This is a genomic window from Alteriqipengyuania halimionae (genome assembly GCF_009827575.1).
In the GTDB taxonomy this organism is placed as follows: domain Bacteria; phylum Pseudomonadota; class Alphaproteobacteria; order Sphingomonadales; family Sphingomonadaceae; genus Alteriqipengyuania_A; species Alteriqipengyuania_A halimionae.
This window is the reverse complement of the sequence record NZ_WTYR01000001.1, coordinates 670,821-691,091: the sequence shown is the minus strand read 5'-3', so window position 1 is coordinate 691,091 and position 20,271 is coordinate 670,821. Positions and strand designations below refer to the sequence as shown.

General features: G+C 66.4%; 17 protein-coding genes and 1 pseudogene. 7 read left to right on the top strand and 11 right to left on the bottom strand.

Translation table 11 applies throughout. The features are described from left to right. Positions 1-5: 5 nt before the first annotated feature. The 9 genes from GRI68_RS03410 to GRI68_RS03370 all read right to left on the bottom strand — a co-directional run bounded on the left by GRI68_RS03410 (position 6) and on the right by GRI68_RS03370 (position 11,132). Positions 6-1,070 carry a FemAB family XrtA/PEP-CTERM system-associated protein gene (locus tag GRI68_RS03410; RefSeq protein WP_160615889.1) on the bottom strand — a complete coding sequence of 355 codons (1,065 nt, stop codon included), beginning with the start codon at positions 1,068-1,070 and terminating at the stop codon, positions 6-8. Continuing rightward, the gene (locus GRI68_RS03405; RefSeq protein ID WP_160615887.1) at positions 1,067-1,954 is read right to left on the bottom strand and encodes an XrtA system polysaccharide deacetylase; all 888 of its coding nucleotides are present in this window, start codon (positions 1,952-1,954) and stop codon (positions 1,067-1,069) included. Before GRI68_RS03405 ends, GRI68_RS03410 begins: the two co-directional genes overlap by 4 nt. A gap of 19 nt (positions 1,955-1,973) precedes the next feature. Then, a complete protein-coding gene (locus tag GRI68_RS03400) occupies positions 1,974-3,230 on the bottom strand; it encodes an XrtA/PEP-CTERM system-associated ATPase (RefSeq protein ID WP_160615885.1) in 1,257 nt (418 codons plus the stop codon). 12 nt (positions 3,231-3,242) lie between these two features. Beyond that, positions 3,243-4,919, bottom strand: coding sequence for a preprotein translocase subunit YajC (locus GRI68_RS03395; RefSeq protein WP_160615883.1), 1,677 nt, complete (start codon positions 4,917-4,919; stop codon positions 3,243-3,245). Between the two features lie 2 nt (positions 4,920-4,921). Then, positions 4,922-6,061, bottom strand: a complete 1,140-nt coding sequence (locus GRI68_RS03390) for an AAA family ATPase (RefSeq protein WP_199799706.1) — start codon at positions 6,059-6,061, stop codon at positions 4,922-4,924. A gap of 14 nt (positions 6,062-6,075) precedes the next feature. Next, a complete protein-coding gene (locus GRI68_RS03385) occupies positions 6,076-7,599 on the bottom strand; it encodes an XrtA system polysaccharide chain length determinant (protein ID WP_160615881.1) in 1,524 nt (507 codons plus the stop codon). A 37-nt stretch (positions 7,600-7,636) separates the two neighbouring features. Beyond that, a complete protein-coding gene (locus GRI68_RS03380) occupies positions 7,637-8,254 on the bottom strand; it encodes an XrtA/PEP-CTERM system exopolysaccharide export protein (RefSeq protein WP_234028845.1) in 618 nt (205 codons plus the stop codon). A 200-nt stretch (positions 8,255-8,454) separates the two neighbouring features. Next, positions 8,455-9,675 carry a pyridoxal-dependent decarboxylase, exosortase A system-associated gene (locus GRI68_RS03375; protein WP_160615878.1) on the bottom strand — a complete coding sequence of 407 codons (1,221 nt, stop codon included), beginning with the start codon at positions 9,673-9,675 and terminating at the stop codon, positions 8,455-8,457. Beyond that, positions 9,672-11,132 carry an acyl-CoA ligase (AMP-forming), exosortase A system-associated gene (locus tag GRI68_RS03370; protein WP_234028844.1) on the bottom strand — a complete coding sequence of 487 codons (1,461 nt, stop codon included), beginning with the start codon at positions 11,130-11,132 and terminating at the stop codon, positions 9,672-9,674. Before GRI68_RS03370 ends, GRI68_RS03375 begins: the two co-directional genes overlap by 4 nt. A 482-nt stretch (positions 11,133-11,614) precedes the next feature. On the opposite strand from GRI68_RS03370, the pseudogene GRI68_RS03365 reads away from it, so the two are divergent. From GRI68_RS03365 to GRI68_RS03350, 4 genes and pseudogenes are all read left to right on the top strand, one after another. Next, a pseudogene (locus GRI68_RS03365) lies at positions 11,615-12,073 on the top strand (GNAT family N-acetyltransferase); the annotation flags it as partial. 171 nt (positions 12,074-12,244) lie between these two features. Beyond that, the gene (locus tag GRI68_RS03360) at positions 12,245-12,565 is read left to right on the top strand and encodes an acyl carrier protein (RefSeq protein WP_160617827.1); all 321 of its coding nucleotides are present in this window, start codon (positions 12,245-12,247) and stop codon (positions 12,563-12,565) included. Beyond that, entirely contained in the window at positions 12,562-13,230 is a 669-nt protein-coding gene (locus GRI68_RS03355; protein WP_160615874.1) for an alpha/beta hydrolase family protein, read from the top strand. The genes GRI68_RS03360 and GRI68_RS03355 overlap by 4 nt, the downstream gene beginning before the upstream one ends. Further along, positions 13,227-13,997 carry a hydrolase 1, exosortase A system-associated gene (locus tag GRI68_RS03350; RefSeq protein WP_160615872.1) on the top strand — a complete coding sequence of 257 codons (771 nt, stop codon included), beginning with the start codon at positions 13,227-13,229 and terminating at the stop codon, positions 13,995-13,997. The genes GRI68_RS03355 and GRI68_RS03350 overlap by 4 nt, the downstream gene beginning before the upstream one ends. A gap of 9 nt (positions 13,998-14,006) precedes the next feature. Here the strand turns inward: GRI68_RS03350 and trxB are convergent, their stop codons facing one another. Both trxB and GRI68_RS03340 read right to left on the bottom strand, forming a co-directional pair. Beyond that, entirely contained in the window at positions 14,007-14,966 is a 960-nt protein-coding gene (gene trxB, locus GRI68_RS03345; protein ID WP_160615870.1) for a thioredoxin-disulfide reductase, read from the bottom strand. A 71-nt stretch (positions 14,967-15,037) separates the two neighbouring features. Further along, a complete protein-coding gene (locus GRI68_RS03340) occupies positions 15,038-15,814 on the bottom strand; it encodes a tyrosine-protein phosphatase (protein WP_160615868.1) in 777 nt (258 codons plus the stop codon). Positions 15,815-15,933: 119 nt separating this feature from the next. Here GRI68_RS03340 and GRI68_RS13610 point away from each other — a divergent pair, with 119 nt between their 5' ends. From GRI68_RS13610 to GRI68_RS03330, 3 genes are read left to right on the top strand one after another with little or no spacing between them, the layout of a single operon-like run. After that, positions 15,934-16,512, top strand: a complete 579-nt coding sequence (locus GRI68_RS13610) for a hypothetical protein (RefSeq protein ID WP_199799705.1) — start codon at positions 15,934-15,936, stop codon at positions 16,510-16,512. 56 nt (positions 16,513-16,568) lie between these two features. Next, positions 16,569-18,866, top strand: coding sequence for a TonB-dependent receptor (locus tag GRI68_RS03335; protein ID WP_160615867.1), 2,298 nt, complete (start codon positions 16,569-16,571; stop codon positions 18,864-18,866). Further along, the gene (locus GRI68_RS03330) at positions 18,866-20,266 is read left to right on the top strand and encodes a PepSY-associated TM helix domain-containing protein (protein ID WP_160615865.1); all 1,401 of its coding nucleotides are present in this window, start codon (positions 18,866-18,868) and stop codon (positions 20,264-20,266) included. Before GRI68_RS03335 ends, GRI68_RS03330 begins: the two co-directional genes overlap by 1 nt. The last annotated feature ends 5 nt before the right edge of the window (positions 20,267-20,271 follow it).

The following is a 20,271-nucleotide window of genomic DNA, read 5'->3' as shown; positions in this document are numbered from 1 at the left end:
CCCGGTCAACCCAGACCGTTGGCGATCACGGGGCCGAGGCGGTTCGCGACCGGGAGCGGTAGCTTCTGCCACAGCCGGATCGCGAGCCCGTGCCTGTCGCTGGTCGGATCGGCGTCGCGCCCCTCGTGGCCCGGCGCGGTCCAGCTGGCATACGTCAGCGGCTCGGGCTCGAAACCCCAGTTCTTCTTGAACGCGAACGCACCGCTATGCGTCTTCGAGCGTCCGAAATCGAAGCGGGTGCAACCGCGCTCGCGGGCATGGCCCATCAGGCGGTAATACATCGCCTCGTTGGCCCGCAGCGCGCGCGCATCCCACACCCCGCCGCCCCAATAGGGCATGGCGGTGCCGCGATGGTAAAAAGTCAGCGCGCTGGCGACCGGTTCGCCTTTGTGGCGGACAGTGAGGATATCGGCATCCTCCCCGAACGCTTCGAGCATCGCGTCGAACAGCGCGCGGGGGAACACCGGCGTGCCCAGATTGCGCACGCTCGCGGCATAGACCGCGTAATGCGCCTCGCGATCGCGCGGGCCGCTTCCGGTCTCGACCGTCAGGTCGTTCTTCAATCCCTTGCGCACCTCGGCGCGCTGCTTGCGCGGGATGGCGAGCAGTTCGGCTTCGTCGTTTTCGGCGAGATCGCGTGCAAAATTGGCGTGGCTGTCGCTGCGAATGGCCCAGCCCTCGCGCCCCTCGGGCATGGCACCGCCGCGCAGTTCGATCGTCGGGCAGGAGCGGCGCTGCGCCAGTTCCTCCAGCGCCTCGAATAGAAAGCGCGAGTCGGCATCGTCGCGCAACAGGATGCCGCCACCGATACCGAAAGCCGATCCGGCGAGAAGCCGTCCGAAGATCGGCGAATGGACGATGTTGAGCGGGACCAGCGCGGCGACACCGCGCGCATCCTCGGCCACCAGCGTCAGCGCGCGATGCCCGGTCGCGCACTCGACTGCCTGCGCCCATTCGGGCCGGTGGAACAGCGTGGCATCGGGATGATCGGCGATGAAGCGCGCCGCGGCCTCGTCGCTTGGGTCAGCGATCCGCAAGGAGCAGCGATCGGGCGAAAACGGCATGTTCACGCAGCCAGCCCGGTTGCGCGAGCCGCCTCCCGTTCGGCGAGCGCATCCATCCGCCCCCAATGAAACTCGTTCACCAGCCGGCGCAGCTTGCCGCCCATCCGCTCCAGATTGGTGTAATGGCGCAGCTTCGATTTGAGCGGCGCATCGTCGACCCGCGGCTGATCGGGATCGACTTCCCACGGATGGAAATAGAACACCGCCGGACGGCCATCGCGCGCATTGACCTGCCGGATCGCCCAGCGTGAAAACGCATAGGGCAGCACGCGGAAGAACCCGCCCCCGCCGGCCGCGAGCCGCCTGCCGGCAAACTCGACGGTGGTGACCGGGATCTCGACCAGATCGGATGCGGCTTGCGGCGCGAACGCGAAGCGCGGCGCCTCGCGCCAGCCGTAATGATCGTGCACGATCGGCGCGACCGACGACGAATAGCGATAGCCCTGCTCGGCCAGCACCTCGTAGGCCCAGGGCGTGCGCGCATCGATCGAGAAGCTCGGTGCGCGATAACCGGTCACGCGAGTGCCGCTCGTATCTTCGAGCACTTGCCGCGTTTTCTTCAGGTCTTGCACGAATTCTTCAGGCGACAGGGTGAAGACCCGCGCATGCTCCCAGCCATGGCTCGCGATTTCGTGCCCCTGTTCCGCGATCCGGCGCATCATCGCGGGATGCCGCTCGGCCACCCAGCCCAGCGTGAAGAAGGTCGCGAGGACGCCGGCATCGTCGAACAATTGCAGGATAACGTCGATATTGCGCTCGACCCGGTCACCGATCCCGCCCCAATCCTGGCGGTCGATCACATTCTCGAAGGCACCGACCTGGAACCACTCCTCGACATCGACCGACAGGCCGTTGACGAGGGTGGATGAAGGGGGACGCGTCGTGTCCATATCCGCGACCATACCGCGATCAGGCGATCTTGCGCGAGTCTTCGCCGCCTTCGATCCATTCGATCAGCATGGTGAGCGTGTGGCGTAGCGTCTGCTCCTGCTCGGATACGCGTTCGGAGAGCAGCGCATTGGCGTGTTCGAGCCGCTCGAAGCGCAATTCGATCTCAGCGATGCGCCGCGCGATTTCGGGATCGGGCTCCGCGCCCGTTTCCGCCTGCCGCTCCTCGAGCTTTTCTTCGAGCCGTGAAATCGCGGCGCGGACATCCTCGTCGTCGCCGGACGGCGCGGGTTGGTTCTGCTGCCCGGCGGTCAGCGCGGCCAGCCGCTCGGCCAGTTGGGCGAGCACATCGGGCGATCCGACTGTGGCCCCGCCCAGCGGAGCATCGGCTGCGGCGGCCTTCTCGACCCGCGTCGGTGCCATGACCGGTCGTTCGCGGCGATCGGCATCGGCCTCGACCGCCGAATGGCCCTCATGCTCCATCTCGTCGATCACGTGATCGAGCAATTCGGTGTCGATCGTGTCGCGATCTTCCAGGGCGGCGGCGATCATCATGCGCTGGCAGATCATGTTGACGCGGCGCGGCACGCCTTCGCTGGCCTCATAAAGCGCGGGGAACACATCGCCGTCGAACGACGGGTTTCCGTCCCAACCGACCTTGCGCAGGCGGTGCAGGACGTATTCGCCGACCTCATCCTCGGTCATCGGGCCGAGGTGATGGGTGGCGATCACGCGCTGGCGCAATTGTTCGAGGCTCTGCGTCTCGATCTTCTCGCGGAATTCGGGCTGGCCCAGCAGCAGCGTCTGCAACAGCGGGTGCGCACCGAGCTGGAAGTTCGACAGCATCCGCAATTCTTCGAGCGCGCCGATCGAGAGGTTCTGCGCTTCGTCGACGATCAGCAGGCAACGGCGGCCTTCGCGCGCTTCGTCATGCAGGAACGCCTCGATCGCGCCGAGCGCGCGCGGCTTGTCCCCGCTCGGCAGGTCGAGGCCGAAGGCATGCGCCACGACCGACAGCAGGTCCTTGTCTTCGAGCGATGTGGTCACGATCTGCGCCGCGGTCAGCCGCGCCGGATCGATCTTCTTCATCAGATGCGCGACCAGGGTGGATTTGCCCGCCCCGATCTCGCCGGTGATCACGACGAAGCCTTCGCCCTGCGACAGGCCGTAGCCGAGATAGGACAGCGCCTTCTTGTGCGTGGTGCTCTCGAAATAGAATTCGGGATCGGGAGCGAGCGCGAAGGGGCGCCCGGTCAGTCCATAATGTTCTTCGTACATATTGCCCCCGGATCAGAACGTGTAGCGCAGGCCGAGCCGCGCCGATGCGGTCCAGATATCGACCGTGTTTTCGAATTCCGCGCCATCGATGCCAACCGCCGCCGTGGCGGAAAGGTTGTCGATCAGTTCGCGATAGTAGGATGCCTGCGCGCCGACACCGCCATTGAGGCCGACTTCGGGCCGTCCGCTGTCGAAGATCGACAGATAGGCATTGGCGCTGAAGCCCGACCGGCGATCGATGCGCTGGTTGTAATAGGCTGTGGTGAAATAGTTCTCGTCGACGATGCCGGCGATCGGTTCGAGGATCGTGCCGTCGGCGCCGATCAGCTCGCGGCGCTCGTAACCCGCCGCGATGCCGGTCTGCGCGGTGCCGAAATCGAGATTGTAGCTCGCCGAGACACCGCGTGCGCGATAGGCGGCAGAGCGCAGATTGCCGAATGCGGCGTTGACGCAATTGGCATTGCCCTCGCCCACCACGCAGCCGGTCAGCTCGCCGGTCACGGGATTGCGCACCACGCCGAAATTGGTCGGCAGCGCGGCCAGCGAATTGACGAGGCCGCCGCCGAAGCCGGTCACCTGGTCGTAGACAGACACATTGATCAAGGTGCGCGCGCTCGGCTGCCAGCTGAAACTGCCGGTCACGCTGAGCGATCCGTATTTCTTGCCGATCGAGGCCTGCAATGCGGTGCGACGGCTCGGCTTCCACAGCACGCCGACATCGTAGATCACGCCTTCGACATCGTAGGCGACCAGGCGCGGGCTGGCCGGATCGGCCTGATAGCGTCCGTCGGCCCCGATCACCGGCGCGCCGGTATCGTCGCGCAGCACGTCGCGGCCCGACACCTCGACCTGTTCGTATCCGGCCCCGGCGACCACGGCGAGCGTGGGCGACACCGGCACCGTCACATCGGCGCGCAGTCGGATATCCTCGACCCGCTGGTCGAGATTGGACACGTCTTCGCGGTAATAGGACCCGCCGACACCCACGCCCACGGGCAGCACGCCGCCCGGCGCCGAGCCAACCCGCGCGCTTGCCTGATGGGTGTAGCTTTCATCGAACAGGTCGAGCGGATCGCTCGCATCGGGCGCAACCACCACGCCGGGCGATTCGACCTTGGAATAGCCCGCGCGGTAGCTTGCCTGCACCGAAACGTCGTCGACCTGCGTCTGGAAGCTGGGCCCGACATAGACCGAATAGATCTGGCTCACCCGGTCGCCGATATCGAGCTGGCCGGGAATCGAGACGCCATCGGCGCGGGTGCGCGCGGCGAGGCCACCGACTTCGACCTGCAACGTATCGGGCACCACCGCGATCGCCGCGCGGCCGATGCCGCTCAGCGTATCGCTGTCGCCGATATTCTCGTCGTCCCACCGGATGCGGCGTTCGTAACGCAGCGACAGGCCGCCCTGCACGCGGCGGGTCGCAGCGGTCATGTCGACGCCCGCAGCGAGCACGCTGTAAGTGGCGAAATCGTCACCCGGGCGGATCTGGTAGAGCGCGACCTGCTGCGCCTCGATATAAGGCTGGACCGAATAGCGCGGACCGCTGCGGCCTTGGCTTGCGACCTCGCCATCACCGTCGACATTCTCGTCGACGACGCTCTCCGCACCGATCGTTTGCGCCGCCACCGGCGCGGCGTGCAGCGCGGCCACGCTCGCAGCGGTCAGCAGGAGACGAACGATATGCATGGTTACACCTCGTATCCGTAATAGGATCCGAACCGGCGGCCCGAGGGGCTGAATTGCACCGCGTTGAGCAGCAGTTCGATAGCCTTGCAGCCGGACAGCAACGACACCGTATCTTCAAGCGCGCTGCGCCCTGTCGTATCGGCACGGCACACCACCAGCGTCTGGCCGACCAGCTTGGCCAGTTCGGCCGCGGGCGATGCGGCCAGCGCGGGCGGGCTGTCGAAAATCACGATCCGCTGCCGCGCGCCGCGACCTAGGCTCTCGATCGTCTCGCGCGCATGGCGGGTGGTGAGGTATTCGGTGTCCGACCCGGTGCTCTGTCCGGCAGGCAGCACGAACAGGCCCGGAAGATCGGTCGGGATCACGCAGTCCTCGACCTTGATGTCGCGATCGACCAGCGCGTCCATCAACCCGCAATCGCTTTCGAGGCCGAGCGTCGAGAGGATCGACGGCTTGGCGAAATCTGCATCGACCAGCAGGACTTCGCTTTCCTTCTCCGCCGCGATGGCGAGCGCGAGATTGGCCGCGCAATAGGTCTTGCCCTCGCCCGGCAGCGGGGAGGAGATCAGCACGCGATTGGCCTTGTTGCGCGTCCGCGGATCGTCGCTGCCGCGCAGCAGGGTCGCCTTGGCGAACAGCTCGCGCTTGATGATGCGGAATTCCTCGAGCAGCGCCGACACGCTGCCATCGGGCACGATCATCCCGGTTTCCCAGAGATGGTCGCGATCGAGGCGCTGCATCTTGCCTCCGAAGACCAGCGGCGGACCGACCGGGGCGCGGTCGTTGCGCTGCGTTTCGGCGCGCTTCCTCGCCTCGTCCATCGCATTGCCTGCGGGAACGGGAGCGGGAGCGGGAGCCGGAGCCGGAGCCGGCTGGCGGACTTGTGGCTCGGGCGGCTCGGGTGCGCGCGGAGCGACGGGTTCCGGGTCGACCTTCGCTTCCGGTTGCGGCGCGCGGCGGCGCTTCTCAGGCACCTCGACCTTGGGCAGGCCGGGCGAGGCGAAACCGTCGAGGCCGAAGCGCTCCGAAGCGCGTTCGAGCAGCGAGGGACGGCTTTCCCTGCGCGGCGCATCGGACGCCGCGTCGGACTCGGCGTCGTCATTGGTCGCTTCGGGGCGGCGGATGGGAGTGGGATCGTTCATGTCGTCCTTGTCCTTCACGCCACCATGCCGCGCTGGATGAATTCGGCCACCATCAGCAGCGCGCACACTCCGCCCAGCGCAGCGCCACCGGCATAGAACAGCTTGAGCCGCTTCTTGCGCAAGGCGCGGGAAGCGTCGGTCCAGGTATGCGTGATCGCGCCCAGCACCGGCAGGCCCATTGATTTTTCGAGCTGGGCGGTCGTCGCGAAGGTCGAGCGCAGCTGGCCCAAAGCGAAGGCGATCGCGATGCCGGCGCCGATCCCGGCGATCAGCACGCCGACCAGCAGCAAGGGACGGTTGGGCGCGGCAGGCGATGCGGGCGTGGTCGGCGGATCGATCACCTGGAACTTCACCGAGCTGCGCTCGGTCTCGACCTGGCCGCGCAAACGCAGTTCCTCGCGGTCCTGCAAGAGCTTGTCGTATTGTTCCTTGAGCACGTCGTAATCGCGCCCGATCCGCTGCGCCTCTGCGGCAAGCTGCGGGTTGCTGTATTGCTTGGAAGACAGGTCGGCGATTTCCGCCTGCAGCCCGGCCTTGCGCGTCTGGAGGGCAAGCACGCTGGCCTGGCGATCGGCGCGCATGCTCTCGACCGCGAGGTAAGCGGGATTCAACTGACCCTGCGTGCTGCCACCGGCCGCCTTGGCCTGCGCTTCCATGCTCGCGATCTGGTTCTTCAGCGCGATGACGTCTGGATGGTTGTCGGTCAGCCCGCGCGCCTTCATCCCCGAAAGATCGGCCTTGGCCTTGGCGATCGCGCCGCCGATCGAATTGTCCGACCCGCTGCCGACGATCCGGCGCGGCGTGGCGGAAAGCTGCGAATTGATCGAGGTCAGCGCGCTCTGTGCCGCCTGCAGATCGGCGTCGACGCCGCGCAGTTCGGACCGCGCGGCTTCGAGCCGCTGGGTCAGCGCACCGCCGCCCAATGCGAATTCGGGGTTCGCGGTTTCGAATGCCAGACGACGCTGCTCGGCCGCTTCCAGCTCCTTCGAGCGATCATCGAGCTGCTGGTTCATGAAATCGAGCGATTCGGTCAGCTCTCCGCGACCGCCGGCGATGTTCTCCTCGCGGAAGATGTCGATCATCTTCTGCACGACATCCTGTGCGAGCAGCGCGTTCTCCGAATCCGACAGGCTCGGATCGCCGCTCTGCCCGGTGATTTCGAACAGATTGTCCTGATCTGCGGTCACCTTGATGTTGGCAGCCAGATCGAGGATCGCCCTCTCCATCTCGCGCGGCGTATCGACATTCTCGCCGAGACGGGTCGAACGCACGACTTTTTCTAGGTTGAGCGCACCGGTCAGCGTCTGGCGCACCCGCGCGACTTCGCGCTGGCGATCCTGCAACCCGATGCCGACCTGTTCGGCCAGCGGATCTTCGAGCTGGATCAGGATGCGGCTGCGCGATTCGTAACTGTTCGGGATCAGCGCGACGACGACCCAGCCCAGCACGCAGACCGCCCAGGCGACCGCCAGCGCGACCCAGCGCCGTCGCCAGACGGTGTAGGCCGCCGCGCGCAGCTCGTCGTATATGGAGGACATGCCGTTCATGATCGTGTGCGGTTCCCCAGGGCCGGCCTCAGAAGGCACTTTCCGGGATGATGATCACATCGCCCGGCATCAGCAGCACATTGGCACTGCTGTCGCCTTCCTTGAGCAAGTCCGACAGGCGCAGCGAGTATTCGGTCTGCTTCCCGCTCTGCTTTTCGAAGCGGATCAGCTTGGCCCTGTTGCCACTGGCATATTCCGACAGGCCACCGACCGCGATCATCGCGTCGAGCACGGTCATGTTCGCACGATAGGGGATCGAAGCGGGCTTTTCGGTCGCCCCGACGATGCGGATCTGCTGGCTGAACGTGCCGGCGAACTTGTTGACGATCACCGAGACCAGCGGATCTTCGATATATTGCGACAGCGCGAGCTTGATGTCCTCGGCCAGCATGGTCGGGGTCTTGCCCACCGCGGGCATGTCCTGGATCAGCGGCGTGGTGATGCGCCCGTCGGGCCGCACCTGCACCTTGGCGCCGAGCTCTTCATTGCGCCAGACGAAGATCGTCAGCTCGTCGAGCGGGCCGATCACATATTCCTCGCCCGGGCCTTCTTGCAGCGCAACGAAGCTCGCCGGCGGCAGCTCGGGCGCGCCCGATGTCGTGCTGCATGCGGCCAGCGCGAAGGGAGCCAGCAACACCGCGATCATGGCGGCAATTCGACGTTGGATCGTCATTCTTTCAAACCTCTTTTCCCGGCATTCCACGCGCCGCCCTGTCCAGGCGACGCTCCCCGCACCAGGTTCTGTCTGCCTGCCGTATCGGCGAAAATGGTGAACATAGCGTTAGCCGTGGGAGTTCCAGCGCCCGGAATCCCGCTAATTCTGCACCCAAGTCCCGGATCGGGACGCTATACCAGCATTTCCCGCGCCGGGCCATGGCCGAGGAAGTGCATCGGGCTGGCGGTCGCGCCATAGGCTCCGGCGCAGAAAATCGCGATCAGGTCGCCCACTTCAGCGCGGGGCAATTCGACCTGCGTGGCCAGGCGATCGAGCGGGGTGCACAGGCAACCGCAGATGTGGACCACCTCCTCGGGCGCATCCGAAGAGCGTTCGACCACGGCGACCGGGTAATTGCGCTTGACCACCGCGCCGAAATTGCCGCTGGCGGCAAGCTGGTGATGGAGCCCGCCATCGACCACCAAGAAGGTTTCGCCCTGGCTTTCCTTGCGGTCGACCACACGCGTCAAATAGACCCCCGCCTCGCCCACGAGATAGCGACCGAGTTCGAGCACCAGCCGCGTATCGGGCAGCACGTCCACTGCTGCGGTTTCGTGCAGACCCTCGCCCACCGCTTCGAGATCGAGCGGTTCGTCGCCCGCGAAATAGGGAATGCCGAACCCGCCGCCCAGATTGAGCTTGGGCAGCGGCACTCCCGCTTCGTCGGCCAGCCTGCTCGCCAGTGCGATCGTGTTGCGCTGCGCCTCGGCAATCGCCCCGGCATCGAGCGACTGGCTCCCGGCGAAGATGTGGAATCCCTGCCATTCGCACCCGGCATCGACGACGCGACGCGCCAGCGCCGCCGCCTTGTCGGCATCGACGCCGAACACCTTGGCCCCGCCCGACATCTTCATGCCCGAGCCGCGCAATTCGAAATCGGGATTGACCCGGATCGCCATTTTCGGCGCCGTGTCGAGGCGCTCGCCGATCGCCAGCGCACGACCGGCCTCGCCTGCGCTTTCGCAATTGAGGGTAACCCCGGCAGCAATCGCGATCTCCAGTTCCTCGTCCCGCTTGCCCGGCCCGGCGAAGCTGGTTCGCGCGGCGTCGATTCCGGCCTCGTCGAGCAGCGCCCATTCCCCGATCGAGGCGATGTCGAAGCCGTCGACCAAAGGCTCGATGAATTCAAGAAGATCGGGCCAGGGGTTTGCCTTTACTGCATAATTCACTTCAATCCTTGAAGGAATGGCGGACCGGAGCGCGGCGATGCGATCGGTGATGGCCGCCCGGTCGTAAACGAACAGCGGCGTCGCGCCCGCCTGCTCGACGAGGCTCGACGGTGTGGCACCTGCAATGCGCAAGCCATTGTCAGTGCTGGCATAATGCCCCGGTATCGGTCCTGTTGGCTTCATGACGTCAATTCGCCTTTCACGCGGGTCCGGTCGAGCTTCCCATTGGGCGTTTGCGGCAGTGCCTCGCGCCATTCCAGAACATGCGGGTGCATGAAATTCGGCAGTCCTTTTCGCAACTTGTCGGATAGTTCCGCGGTAATATCAGAAGGCGCGGATACGACCAGCGCAATGCGGTGGCCAAGCGCCTCGTCGGCAATTCCGAACGCCATCGCTTGCGACACCAGCCCGGTCGCCAGCGCCGCCTCCTCGATCTCCTGCGGGCTGATCCGGTTGCCCGACGACTTGATCATCGCATCGTCCCGCGCGACGAAATGGAGGTCCCCCTCGCGATCGCGCACCATCCGGTCGCCCGACCACACCGCCATCCCGCCGAATTCCGAAAATACAGGCGCGGCGCGGAAACGTTCGGCGGTCTTCTCCGGTGCGTTCCAGTAGCCCTGCGCCACCAGCGGCCCGCATTGCACCAGTTCGCCTTCCTCGCCCGCCTCGCACCGGCCGCCATCCTTGTCGAGAACGAACAGTTCGGCATGCGGCACCGCGCGCCCGACCGAGTTCGGCTTGGCGTCGATCTTCGCCGGATCTAGATAGGCGGCGCGGAACGCCTCGGTCAGCCCGTACATCGAATAGAGATCGGCCGCGGGAAAGGTTTCGCGCAGGCGACGAACGAGCTTTTCGCCCATCGCTCCGCCCGTATTCGTCAAGCGCCTGAGCGAAGCCTTGGCGCTGTCGCTCCATTCCACGCCGAGCAATTGGTGCCAGAGCGGCGGCATCCCGCCCAGCGTCGTGATCCGATGCTTCTCGACCGCCTTGGCAAGGTCGCGCGGAAACAGGTAATCGAGCGGAACGACGCTCGCCCCCGCATACCAGGCCGAAAGCAGCTGGTTCTGCCCGTAATCGAAGCTCAGCGGCATGACGCCAAGCACCCGGTCGGACCGCGCAAGATGCAGGTATTGCGCGACGCTTTCCGCGCCCAGCCACAGATTGGCGTGGCTCAGCATCACCCCCTTGGGCCGCCCGGTCGAGCCGCTGGTATAGAGCAGCGCGGCCAGATCGTCCGGCGCCGCTTCTCCCGGTTCGAGCCCGTCGCCGATCGTGTCGGCCTCGCCCAGTGCCGCTTCCTCGACGCTGACGATGCCGCCGAAATCTTCCGGGCCCAGCGTGGCCAACCGCGCCGCATTGCCGACCAGCAGCGATGCGCCGCTATCGCGCAGGATGTGGGCAACCTGCGCGCGCTTGAGCAACGGGTTGATCGGCACATGGACCAGGCCGGCGCGGGCCGCCGCCAGCGGCATCAGGCAGGTCAGCCTGCTCTTCGACGCCCAGCTTGCGACCCGCGCGCCTTTCCCCTTCACGCGTGACGTCAGCCAGGCGGCCAGACGCGCGACATTGCCTTCCAGCTCGGCATAGGTCAGCACGACGTCGCGCAGACGCAGCGCCACCGCATCGGGCTGGCCCATCAGAGCGAGGTGGTCGAGCGGGCGCGAAGGCGGTAGAGGTCGCAGGAAAGGGCCTTTCTGGCGGGGGAACGACAATCGAAATCGAGTATTTCGACGATATCGGCAAACTGCAAGCCGATCCACGCGCGGCTGCCGCTTTGGCACAGGCGCGCACACCCTTCGACCGGCCCGAATGGTGGGCATTGCTCGCCCGGTATTGCGGACTGACGCCATGTATCGCGCTCTATCCGGCAGGCGAGCGCGCGGTGGTCTGGCCACTTGCAAGTGACGGCAAGACGGCAATCGCACTGGCCAATTTCTACAGCTTCACCGCGCGGCCGCTGACCGCGCGACCGGAGGCGCTCTCCGAAGGATTGCTGGCGATCGCGCGCGACCTGCGGGGGCGCTTCGCCCGCGTGCGGCTCGACCACGTGCCGAACGAGTGCGGCGAGGCGGCGGCGGTGCATGCGGCGCTCGAACAGGCGGGATGGTCTGTTCGCGGCATGCAGGACGATACCAACCACGTGCTCGACCTCGCCGGGCGAAACTACGATGCTTATCTCGCCGCGCGCCCCGGGCGGCTGCGCACCACGCTGGCGCGCAAGGCTTCCAAACTTCGCACTCACGTCAGGCGCGCGCCGGGCGCCGGGGACTGGGAGCATTACGAGCGCATCTACGCCGCCAGCTGGAAGCCCGAGGAAGCCTCGCAGGCATTCTGGCAGGCATTCTGCCATCGCGAGGCCGACGCCGGCCGATTGCGCTTCGGGATGGCGTACAAGGACGATGAGCCGGTCGCGGCGCAGATCTGGACGGTCGAACATGGCACCGCCTTCATCCACAAGCTCGCGCATCTGCCCGGATTCGACCACCTGTCCCCCGGCACGGTGTTGACGGCGGCGTTGATGCGTCATGCGATCGACGACGATCGCGTCGCCATGGTCGACTTCGGTACCGGCGACGATCGCTACAAGCGCGACTGGATGGAGCGCCAGCGCCCGCGCTACCGGATCGATGCGCTCGACCCCGCCCGCCCCGCAAACCGGCCGCGGATCGCCAAACGCGCGGTCCAAGCGCGACTTGTCGGCGCCGAAAAGCCCCGTTACAGGCGCGCGGACACCGCTGATGGAGCAAGCATGGCCGCCACCACCGCCAACGATGTGACCCCGGTTTCGCCCAATACGGCGAGCGCCGATGATGCGATCGACACCAGGCTTCGCGCCGTGCTGGCCGATGTCCTTGGCCTCGATGCCGAGCGTGTGGCCGCCTTCGACGCCGATACCGGCCTGTTCGGCCATCTTCCCGAACTCGACAGCCAGGCCGTCGCCACGCTGCTGACCGAGATCGAGGACCGCTTCGGTATCGTGATCGACGACGAGGATGTCGATGGCGAAATGCTCGAGACTTATGGCGGGCTGCGCAGTTTCGTGCGCGCCAAGTGCGACGCGGCGGCTTGATCGCGAGCTACACCGCAGCGGGCAGCGAGACGCCCGAACACATCTTCGCTTTCGATCGCCGTCGCGAGCACCGGCTGCTGATCGTCCCGCCGCTGTTCGACGAGATGCACACGCTGCGCCGCCTGCTGGTCGAGACGATGCGGCGGCTCGACGGCGCCGGGGTAGACAGCTTCCTGATCGACCTGCCGGGCACCAATGAGAGTGCCGCCGACTTGGCCGAACAGGACGCTGAAAGCTGGCAGCGAGCCACCACGCACGCGGCGGAGGATTTCGGCGCGACTCATGTCCTGGGCGTGCGCGGCGGGGCGCTGCTCATACCCGTCCATCTGCCCGGCTGGATTTACGCTCCGATCCACGGCACCTCGGTGCTGAAGCGCTTGCTGCGCGCCCGCACCATCGCATCGCGCGAAGCCGGGCGCGAGGAGACGGCCACCAGCCTGCTCGAACGCGGGAAAAGCGACGGCCTCGACCTCGGCGGCTACCGGCTCGGGCCCTTGATGATCGCCGGCCTAGGCAGGCGCAACATTCCCGCTCGCCCCCGCCTCTCCACGATTGCGCAGGACGCGATCGGCGGCGGCGGAATGTGGCTGCGCGCCGAACCTGGCGACGATCCCGAACAGGCCGATGCCCTCGCCGCCTTCATCACCATGGCGCTGGCGTCATGAGCCGGACCCACCTCACCTTCCCGGTCGAAGGCGCGCAATGCGTCGCCACCATCGACGCGGCCGACGGCAGGACGGGGCTGCTGATCGTATCGGGCGGCAATGAAATCCGCTCGGGACCGGCGGGCGTTAATGCCCGGCTCGCGGCGCGGATGGCCAAACGCGGCTTCCCGGCATTCCGCTACGATCGGCGCGGAATCGGCGAGAGCGAAGGCAACCACGCTGGCTTCCGCGAAAGCGGGGCCGATCTGGCGGGCGCGCTTGCCGCCTTCCGCAAAACCGCGCCTCACCTCGATCGCGTGGTCGCCTTCGGCAATTGCGATGCGGCGAGCCTGCTGATGCTCGAAAGCGGCGGCGGGGCCGATGCGCTTGCGCTCGGCAATCCATGGACCTTCGACACCGAAGACGCCGCGCCGCATGCGCTGCGCGCGCATTACCGCAATCGTTTGAAAAGCGGCTCGGCGATCAAGCGGGTGCTGCGCGGTGAGGTGAACCTCGTTGCGGCGCTCAAATCGGTGATCGAAATGCTGCGCCCGGCCCCCAAGGCCAGCGGTGTTGCCGCCAACATGCGCGAAGGCCTCGCGCGGTTCGACGGCCCGGTCGCGATCCTCATTGCGGGACGCGACCGCACCGGCCAACAGTTTCGCGGATCGTGGCCCAAGCGCGACAAGCGGCTCATGACCTGCGCCAAGGCCACGCACGCCTTCGTCGAACCCGAGAGCCTCGAATGGCTCGAACGAAAACTGCTCAAGCTATTGGAAAGCCGATAGCTTCTTGACTTACTCCGCCGCTTCCTGAGCGGCGAATTCCACCGTCGCGAGGAACCGTTCGGCATCGAGCGCGGCCATGCAACCCGTACCCGCCGCGGTCACCGCCTGGCGATAGGTGTGGTCCATCACGTCGCCGCACGCGAACACGCCGGGGATCGAGGTTTTCGGCGTGCCCGGCTCGATCAGCAGATAGCCGCTGTCGTCCATCGGCAGCTTGCCCTTGAACAGCTCGGTCGCCGGCGCATGGCCGATCGCGACGAAAGCGCCATCGACGTCGAGCGTCGATTCCTCGCCTGTCTCGGTGTCGCGCAGCACGAGGTGGGTGAGCTTGCCTTCTCCCTCGAACCTTTCGACGACCTTGTTCCACATGGGCGTGATCTTGTCGCTGGCGAACAGGCGATCCTGCAGGATCTTCTCGCTGCGCAATTCGTCGCGGCGGTGGATCAGCGTGACGTCGTCCGAATGGTTGGTGAGGTAGAGCGCTTCCTCGACCGCGGTGTTGCCGCCGCCGATCACCGCCACCTTCTTGCCGCGATAGAAGAACCCGTCGCAGGTGGCGCAGGCCGACACGCCCTTGCCGCCCAGTTCGGCTTCGCCAGGGACCGAGAGCCACTTGGCCTGCGCACCGGTTGCGATCACCAGCGTATCGCCGACATATTCGTCGCCGCCATCGCCGATCGCGCGGAACGGGCTGCCTTGGTCCATCACCACTTCGGTGATCGTGTCCCACATCATCCGCGTGCCGACATGTTCGGCCTGGGCCTGCATTTCCTGCATCAGCCATGGGCCCTGCACCACGTCGCGGAAGCCGGGATAATTCTCGACATCGGTGGTGATGGTCAGCTGGCCGCCGGGCTGGATGCCCTGCACGACGATGGGCTTCATCCCCGCACGCGCGCCATAGATCGCGGCCGAAAGCCCCGCCGGGCCCGAGCCGATGATGAGCATCTTGGTTGTGTGAACTGCCATGTCTATCCGTCGATTTCGTGTGAGAGCCCCAGATAGGTGCGCCCGGCGGCGCACGCAAACCGGTGCGCGTCCTATTGGGTGAGGTGTCCCCGCATTTTGTCCTTCACCGCGCCGTCCACGCCCCAGCGCCGCGCGAGATAGGCATCGATCGAGCCTTCGGCGTCGACCATCGAGGCGCGCGCCGCCTCGAGGAACGCGGCATCCACGCCCATCAGCACCCGGCCCGCCGCTTCATTGGTGACCGGGTAGTGTTTCGCGATGCTCGACAGGCCTTCCTCGATCCGCCGTTCATTGTCAGGCGCGTGGTTGGTGAGGAGATAATCCTCCATCCGGTCGTCAGGATGGACGCCGAGCGCATGCAGCACGAGGTCGCAGGCGATGCCGGTGCGATCCTTGCCCGCCGCGCAATGGACGAAGCTCGCCCCCGCCCCTTGCGCCAGCGCGTGCATGTAGCGCGGGATCACCGCGTTGAGGCCCTCGCGATCGGGCAGATCGGCGTAGAGCCCCACCATCACGTCGCACGCCGCCTGCTCGTCGAGCGAATTGCCCGCCGCCTCGACATGCGGCGCAAGCCCGGCGGTCTCGCCGTCATATTCGAGCACTTCGCCATCGAACGAGGAAGGCCGGCGACTCGGATATTTGGCGCGCTCTTTCACCCCGCGAAGATCGACGACCAATTCGATTCCTAGCTCGTCCAGCACGGCAAGGTCGCTCGCGCTTGCATCGCATTGATGGCCGCCGCGCCACAGCAGGCCGCGCTTGACGGTGGTGCCGTTTGCAGCGGCGTAGCCACCGAAATCACGGACATTGTGGATCTTTTCGAGGTGACGGAAACGAGAATCGGTCATGCGCCAGCCCTAACCGTCGCCGCGCCCCGCGCCAATGCCGATCCACACCTGTCGAAATCGGGCGCGCACCCGGTATTGCGTGCTTTCGAAAGCCACTGCCAAGCGCTAGGGCGCCGTCCGTGTTCTTCCGCCGATCCTCGTCGCAGCGCTTCTTTGCGATTGCCGCGCTGGTTGCCATGCTCCAGCTCGCGATCCCGCATGGCTGGATGGTCGCTGCGGCAGCGAACGGCACCCCGACGTTGGTCCCCTGCCCGACGGTCTCGCCCGACCTCGCGGCGCTGGCTACGGGGAGCCCGTCGGCGCACGACCACACGCCCGATCCGCACGCCGCGCATGGCGAGATGCATGCCATGCCTTCGCACGATGCCGGGATGGCGATGGCCCACGGCGATCACGGCCCCATGGCCCACGCGATGGCGCACGGCGATCCCATGCCGATGGATCATGCGATGGCAGCGGAGGATTCGCCGGACGCCCAAGACGCGCATGGCGATCACGATCCGGAATCCGGCCTGGCGAAGGCGATGTGCGATTTGGCCGCGCTCGCCGCGCCCGCGACCTTGCCCGCGCCGCCCCTGCTCGACCTCCCGCTCCCGGCTTCGCCCGAGATCGTGCTCACGCCAATCCGCACGGTATTCCCGGGCCGTGGGCTGGCGGCTCCCCCGCCGCCCTCCACCGGACCTCCGACCCTTTCCTGACCCCACCGCTCATTCGCCGCACTTTTGCGGCCAAAGCCATTTGTCAGGATATTTCGATGAAATCCGAATTCTACTGCCGCGCGCTGTGCAGCGCGTCGGCGCTTGCACTGTTGTCCACGCCTGCCCTCGCCCAATCCGACGAGGCCTCTACCGAGCAGGACCCATCTGCCACCCAGGAAAGCGATGAAAACCGCGTCACGATCATCGGCACGCTCGAAAGCCGCGAGATGCGCTCGCTCGATACGCCCGCGCTGGGCGTGGCGATCGATGCCGACCAGATCGCGGCGATCAACACCATCAATGCCGAGGATGTGATCCGCTATGCGCCCAACCTGATCGTCAGGAAGCGCTATATCGGCGATGCCAACGCGACCCTTTCCTTCCGCAACATGCACACCACGCAAACGCCGCGTGCGCTGGTGACGGTCGACGGGTTCCTGATCTCCGATTTCCTCGGCGCGAGCTTCGGTACGGCGCCCAAGTGGGCGGTCCTCTCGCCGACCGACATCGCCCGGGCAGAGATCATCTACGGGCCCACGTCTGCGCGCTATGCGGGCAATTCGCTGGGCGGGACGCTGCGGCTCGAAACCGCGCCGATCGACAGCAATGCCATCTCGCTGGGCGCGCAACGCTTCTACCAGAACTACAAATATTACGACACGGACGAGAACCTGTACGGCTTTTCCGTGAACGGCCAGGCCGATATCGCAATCGGTTCGCGCGGGGGCGTGTCGGTCGCCTATCGGCACTTCGAGAACGAGGGCCAGCCGCAGCAATGGCGCACGGTTTCGCCGGGCACGCCCTTTGCCGATCAGGCGATCGTCGACAGCGAACTCGGCTTCCCGCTGCGCATCGCGGCGCAGGATAGCGTGGTCGACAGCGTCGAGGACCAGTTCCGCCTGCGCGGCAATTACGATCTGGGCGGCGGCTGGGAGCTGCGCGGCCTCGCAGCGCTGCTGATCGACGACGAGACGACCGACGATCCCAATAGCTTCCTGCGCGATGCCGACGGGGAGCCGACCTTCGTCGGCATTTCCGGCGTGACCCGCGGGCAGGCGCAAAGCACCGAACTGCTCGCGGGGCTTGGCCTTGCGGGCAATGTCGCGGGCTGGGATGTCGATCTCTCGGTCAGCCGGTTCGAACTGCTCGACGAGCGCGCGCGCCAGTCGAACGGAGTGGATGTCACCACCGGCATCATCCCCGACAGCGGCATCGTCACTGATGAGGACGCGCACTGGACCAGCGTGGAGACATCCGCCGAGCGGGCGTTCGGCGCGCATCGTATCGCGCTGGGCGCATCCTACGCGGGCTATTTCGGAGCGAGCGAAACCGGAGCCGTCGCCGACTGGCGCACCGGCGAGCCAACCGCGATCCGCAATGCCTCGGGCGGGGAAACGCAGCTGGCGGGCGTCTTTCTCGAAGACACGATCACGCTCGCCCCGATGCTCGAAGCGACGCTCGGCCTGCGCTACGAAAACTGGCGCGCGAGCGGCGGCTTCCTGCAGTACGGGCCAACCCGCGTGGACTACGCCTCGCGCAATGAAGACGCCTGGTCGCCAAAGCTGGCCCTGACCCTTCAGCCCGACGACGCGACAGAGATCGTGGCCTCGGCCGCCTGGGCAACGCGCTTTCCGACGATCGGCGAACTCTATCAGGCCGGGCTGATCAGCTACGGCCCGAATGTCGGCGAAATCGATCTCGACGGGTTCGATCCGAATCTCGCGCCCGAGCGTGGCTTCGATCTCCAGCTCACCGCGTCGCGGCGGTTCGACAATGTGAAGGTCACGCTCAGCGGCTTCCGCCAGGCGGTCGACGATACGCTGTTCAGCCAGACGATCCTCGTGCCCGGTGCCGACGATCCCTCGGTGCCGGTCAGCCAGTCGCTGATCACCAATATCGGCGAGGTCGAGACCTGGGGCGTCGATGCGATCGTCGCGGTCGAGGACATGTTCGTCGAGGGGCTCTCGCTCGACGCAAACGTCTCGTGGATCGACGCGATCATCACTGAGAACCCACTCAACCCCGCGCTTGAGGGCAATCGTTTCCCGCGTGTACCGAGGTGGCGGGCCAATGCCTCGCTGCGCTACGCGGTTTCGCCGATGTTCGATCTGGCGGCCAATTTGCGCTACCAGAGCACGCCCGAGCGCAATCTGGAGAACAATGCCAGCTCGCGCTGCGACACCTATTACTGCGTGTCGCCCTTCACCTTCGTCGATCTCAAATCGACCGTGCATTTCGACGGTTTCGACCTCGATCTGGGCATCGACAATGTGTTCGACGAGAAGGCCTTCGTGTTCCACCCCTATCCGGGCCGCACCTTCGTGATCGGCCTGCGCTGGAACGGAGGCTTCTGATGAGCGATGCCACCGCCGCAACCGGCAACTCCACCGCCCGGCAGGAACGATGGTACCGCTCGGTGTGGCGGTGGCATTTCTATGCCGGCCTTCTGACCGTGCCCTTCGTCCTATGGCTATCGGTTACGGGGGCGATCTACTTGTTCAAGCCGCAGGTGGAGAGCTGGATCGACCGGGCTTACGACAGCCTCGAAGTCACCGATGCGCCGCTCGCCCCCTCTGCGCTGGCGGAAAGGGCGGAGGGCGCGGTCCCCGGCTCGGTCCTCCATCGATTCATCCTGCGCGAGGAGGCCGATGACGCGCAGCGCATCGTGGTAGGCGTCGGCGCGGACGAGACGCGCGTCTATCTCCATCCCGACACCGGCGAAGTGCTCAAGACCGTGGGCGAGCAGGACCGCTTCATGCGCGTCATCTTCCGCCTGCATGGCGAGCTGACCATGGGCCGGTGGGGCTCGACGCTGGTCGAACTCGCGGCGAGCTGGACGATCATCATGCTGCTGACCGGCCTGTTCCTGTGGTGGCCGCGCGATGCGAAAGGCCTCGGCGGGGTGCTCTACCCCCGCCTGAGCCGCACGGGCCGCAACTGGTGGAAGGATGTGCACGCGGTCACCGGCATCTGGGTCGCGCTGTTCGCGGCCGTGCTGATTTTCACCGGCCTGCCCTGGGCCAAGACCTGGGGCAATTACTTCGCCACCATGCGCGAGGTAACCGGGCAGGTGGACGGCCCGGTCGACTGGTCGCGTGGATCGGATGTCGAGCGGCAGGAACGCGCCGCGCTCGATCGCCAGGCCCGCGCGGTGATGGGCGAACACGCGGGCCATGTGGGCATGGGCGGCATGGCCGGGCAGCCGGACGCGCCCTCCACCCCGGCGCTCCAGCTCGATCGCGTGGTGCCTAGCGCCACAGCCCTCGCGCTGCCCGCCCCGGTCGAGATCACCCCGCCCGCCGAATCGGGCGCGCCGTGGAAAGTTGTGTCGGACACGCCCAACCGGCCACAGCGAAGTACGGCGGAGATCGATGGTGAGACCGGATCACTCGTCGGCCGGGTCGACTTCGCCCAGCGCCACTGGATCGACCGCGTCGTCGGCTATGGTATCGGCTGGCACGAAGGCGCGCTGTTCGGTCTCGCCAACCAGCTGTTCGCCCTGGCGATCCTGATCGCGCTCGTCACGCTGTCGCTTTCGGGCGTGGTGATGTGGTGGCGGCGGCGACCGGAAGGCCGCCTCGGCGCGCCCGGCCCGAAAGGCGTTCTGCGCCACAGCTGGCTGCTCGTCGGCCTGACGATCGTGCTGGCGTTCGTCGTCCCGCTGTTCGGGATCAGCCTGGCGCTCGTCGTGCTGGCCGACCGCGTTCTGCTCAAATCCGCGCCAAGGGCCCGCACGGTGCTGGGGCTCAGATAGCCCAG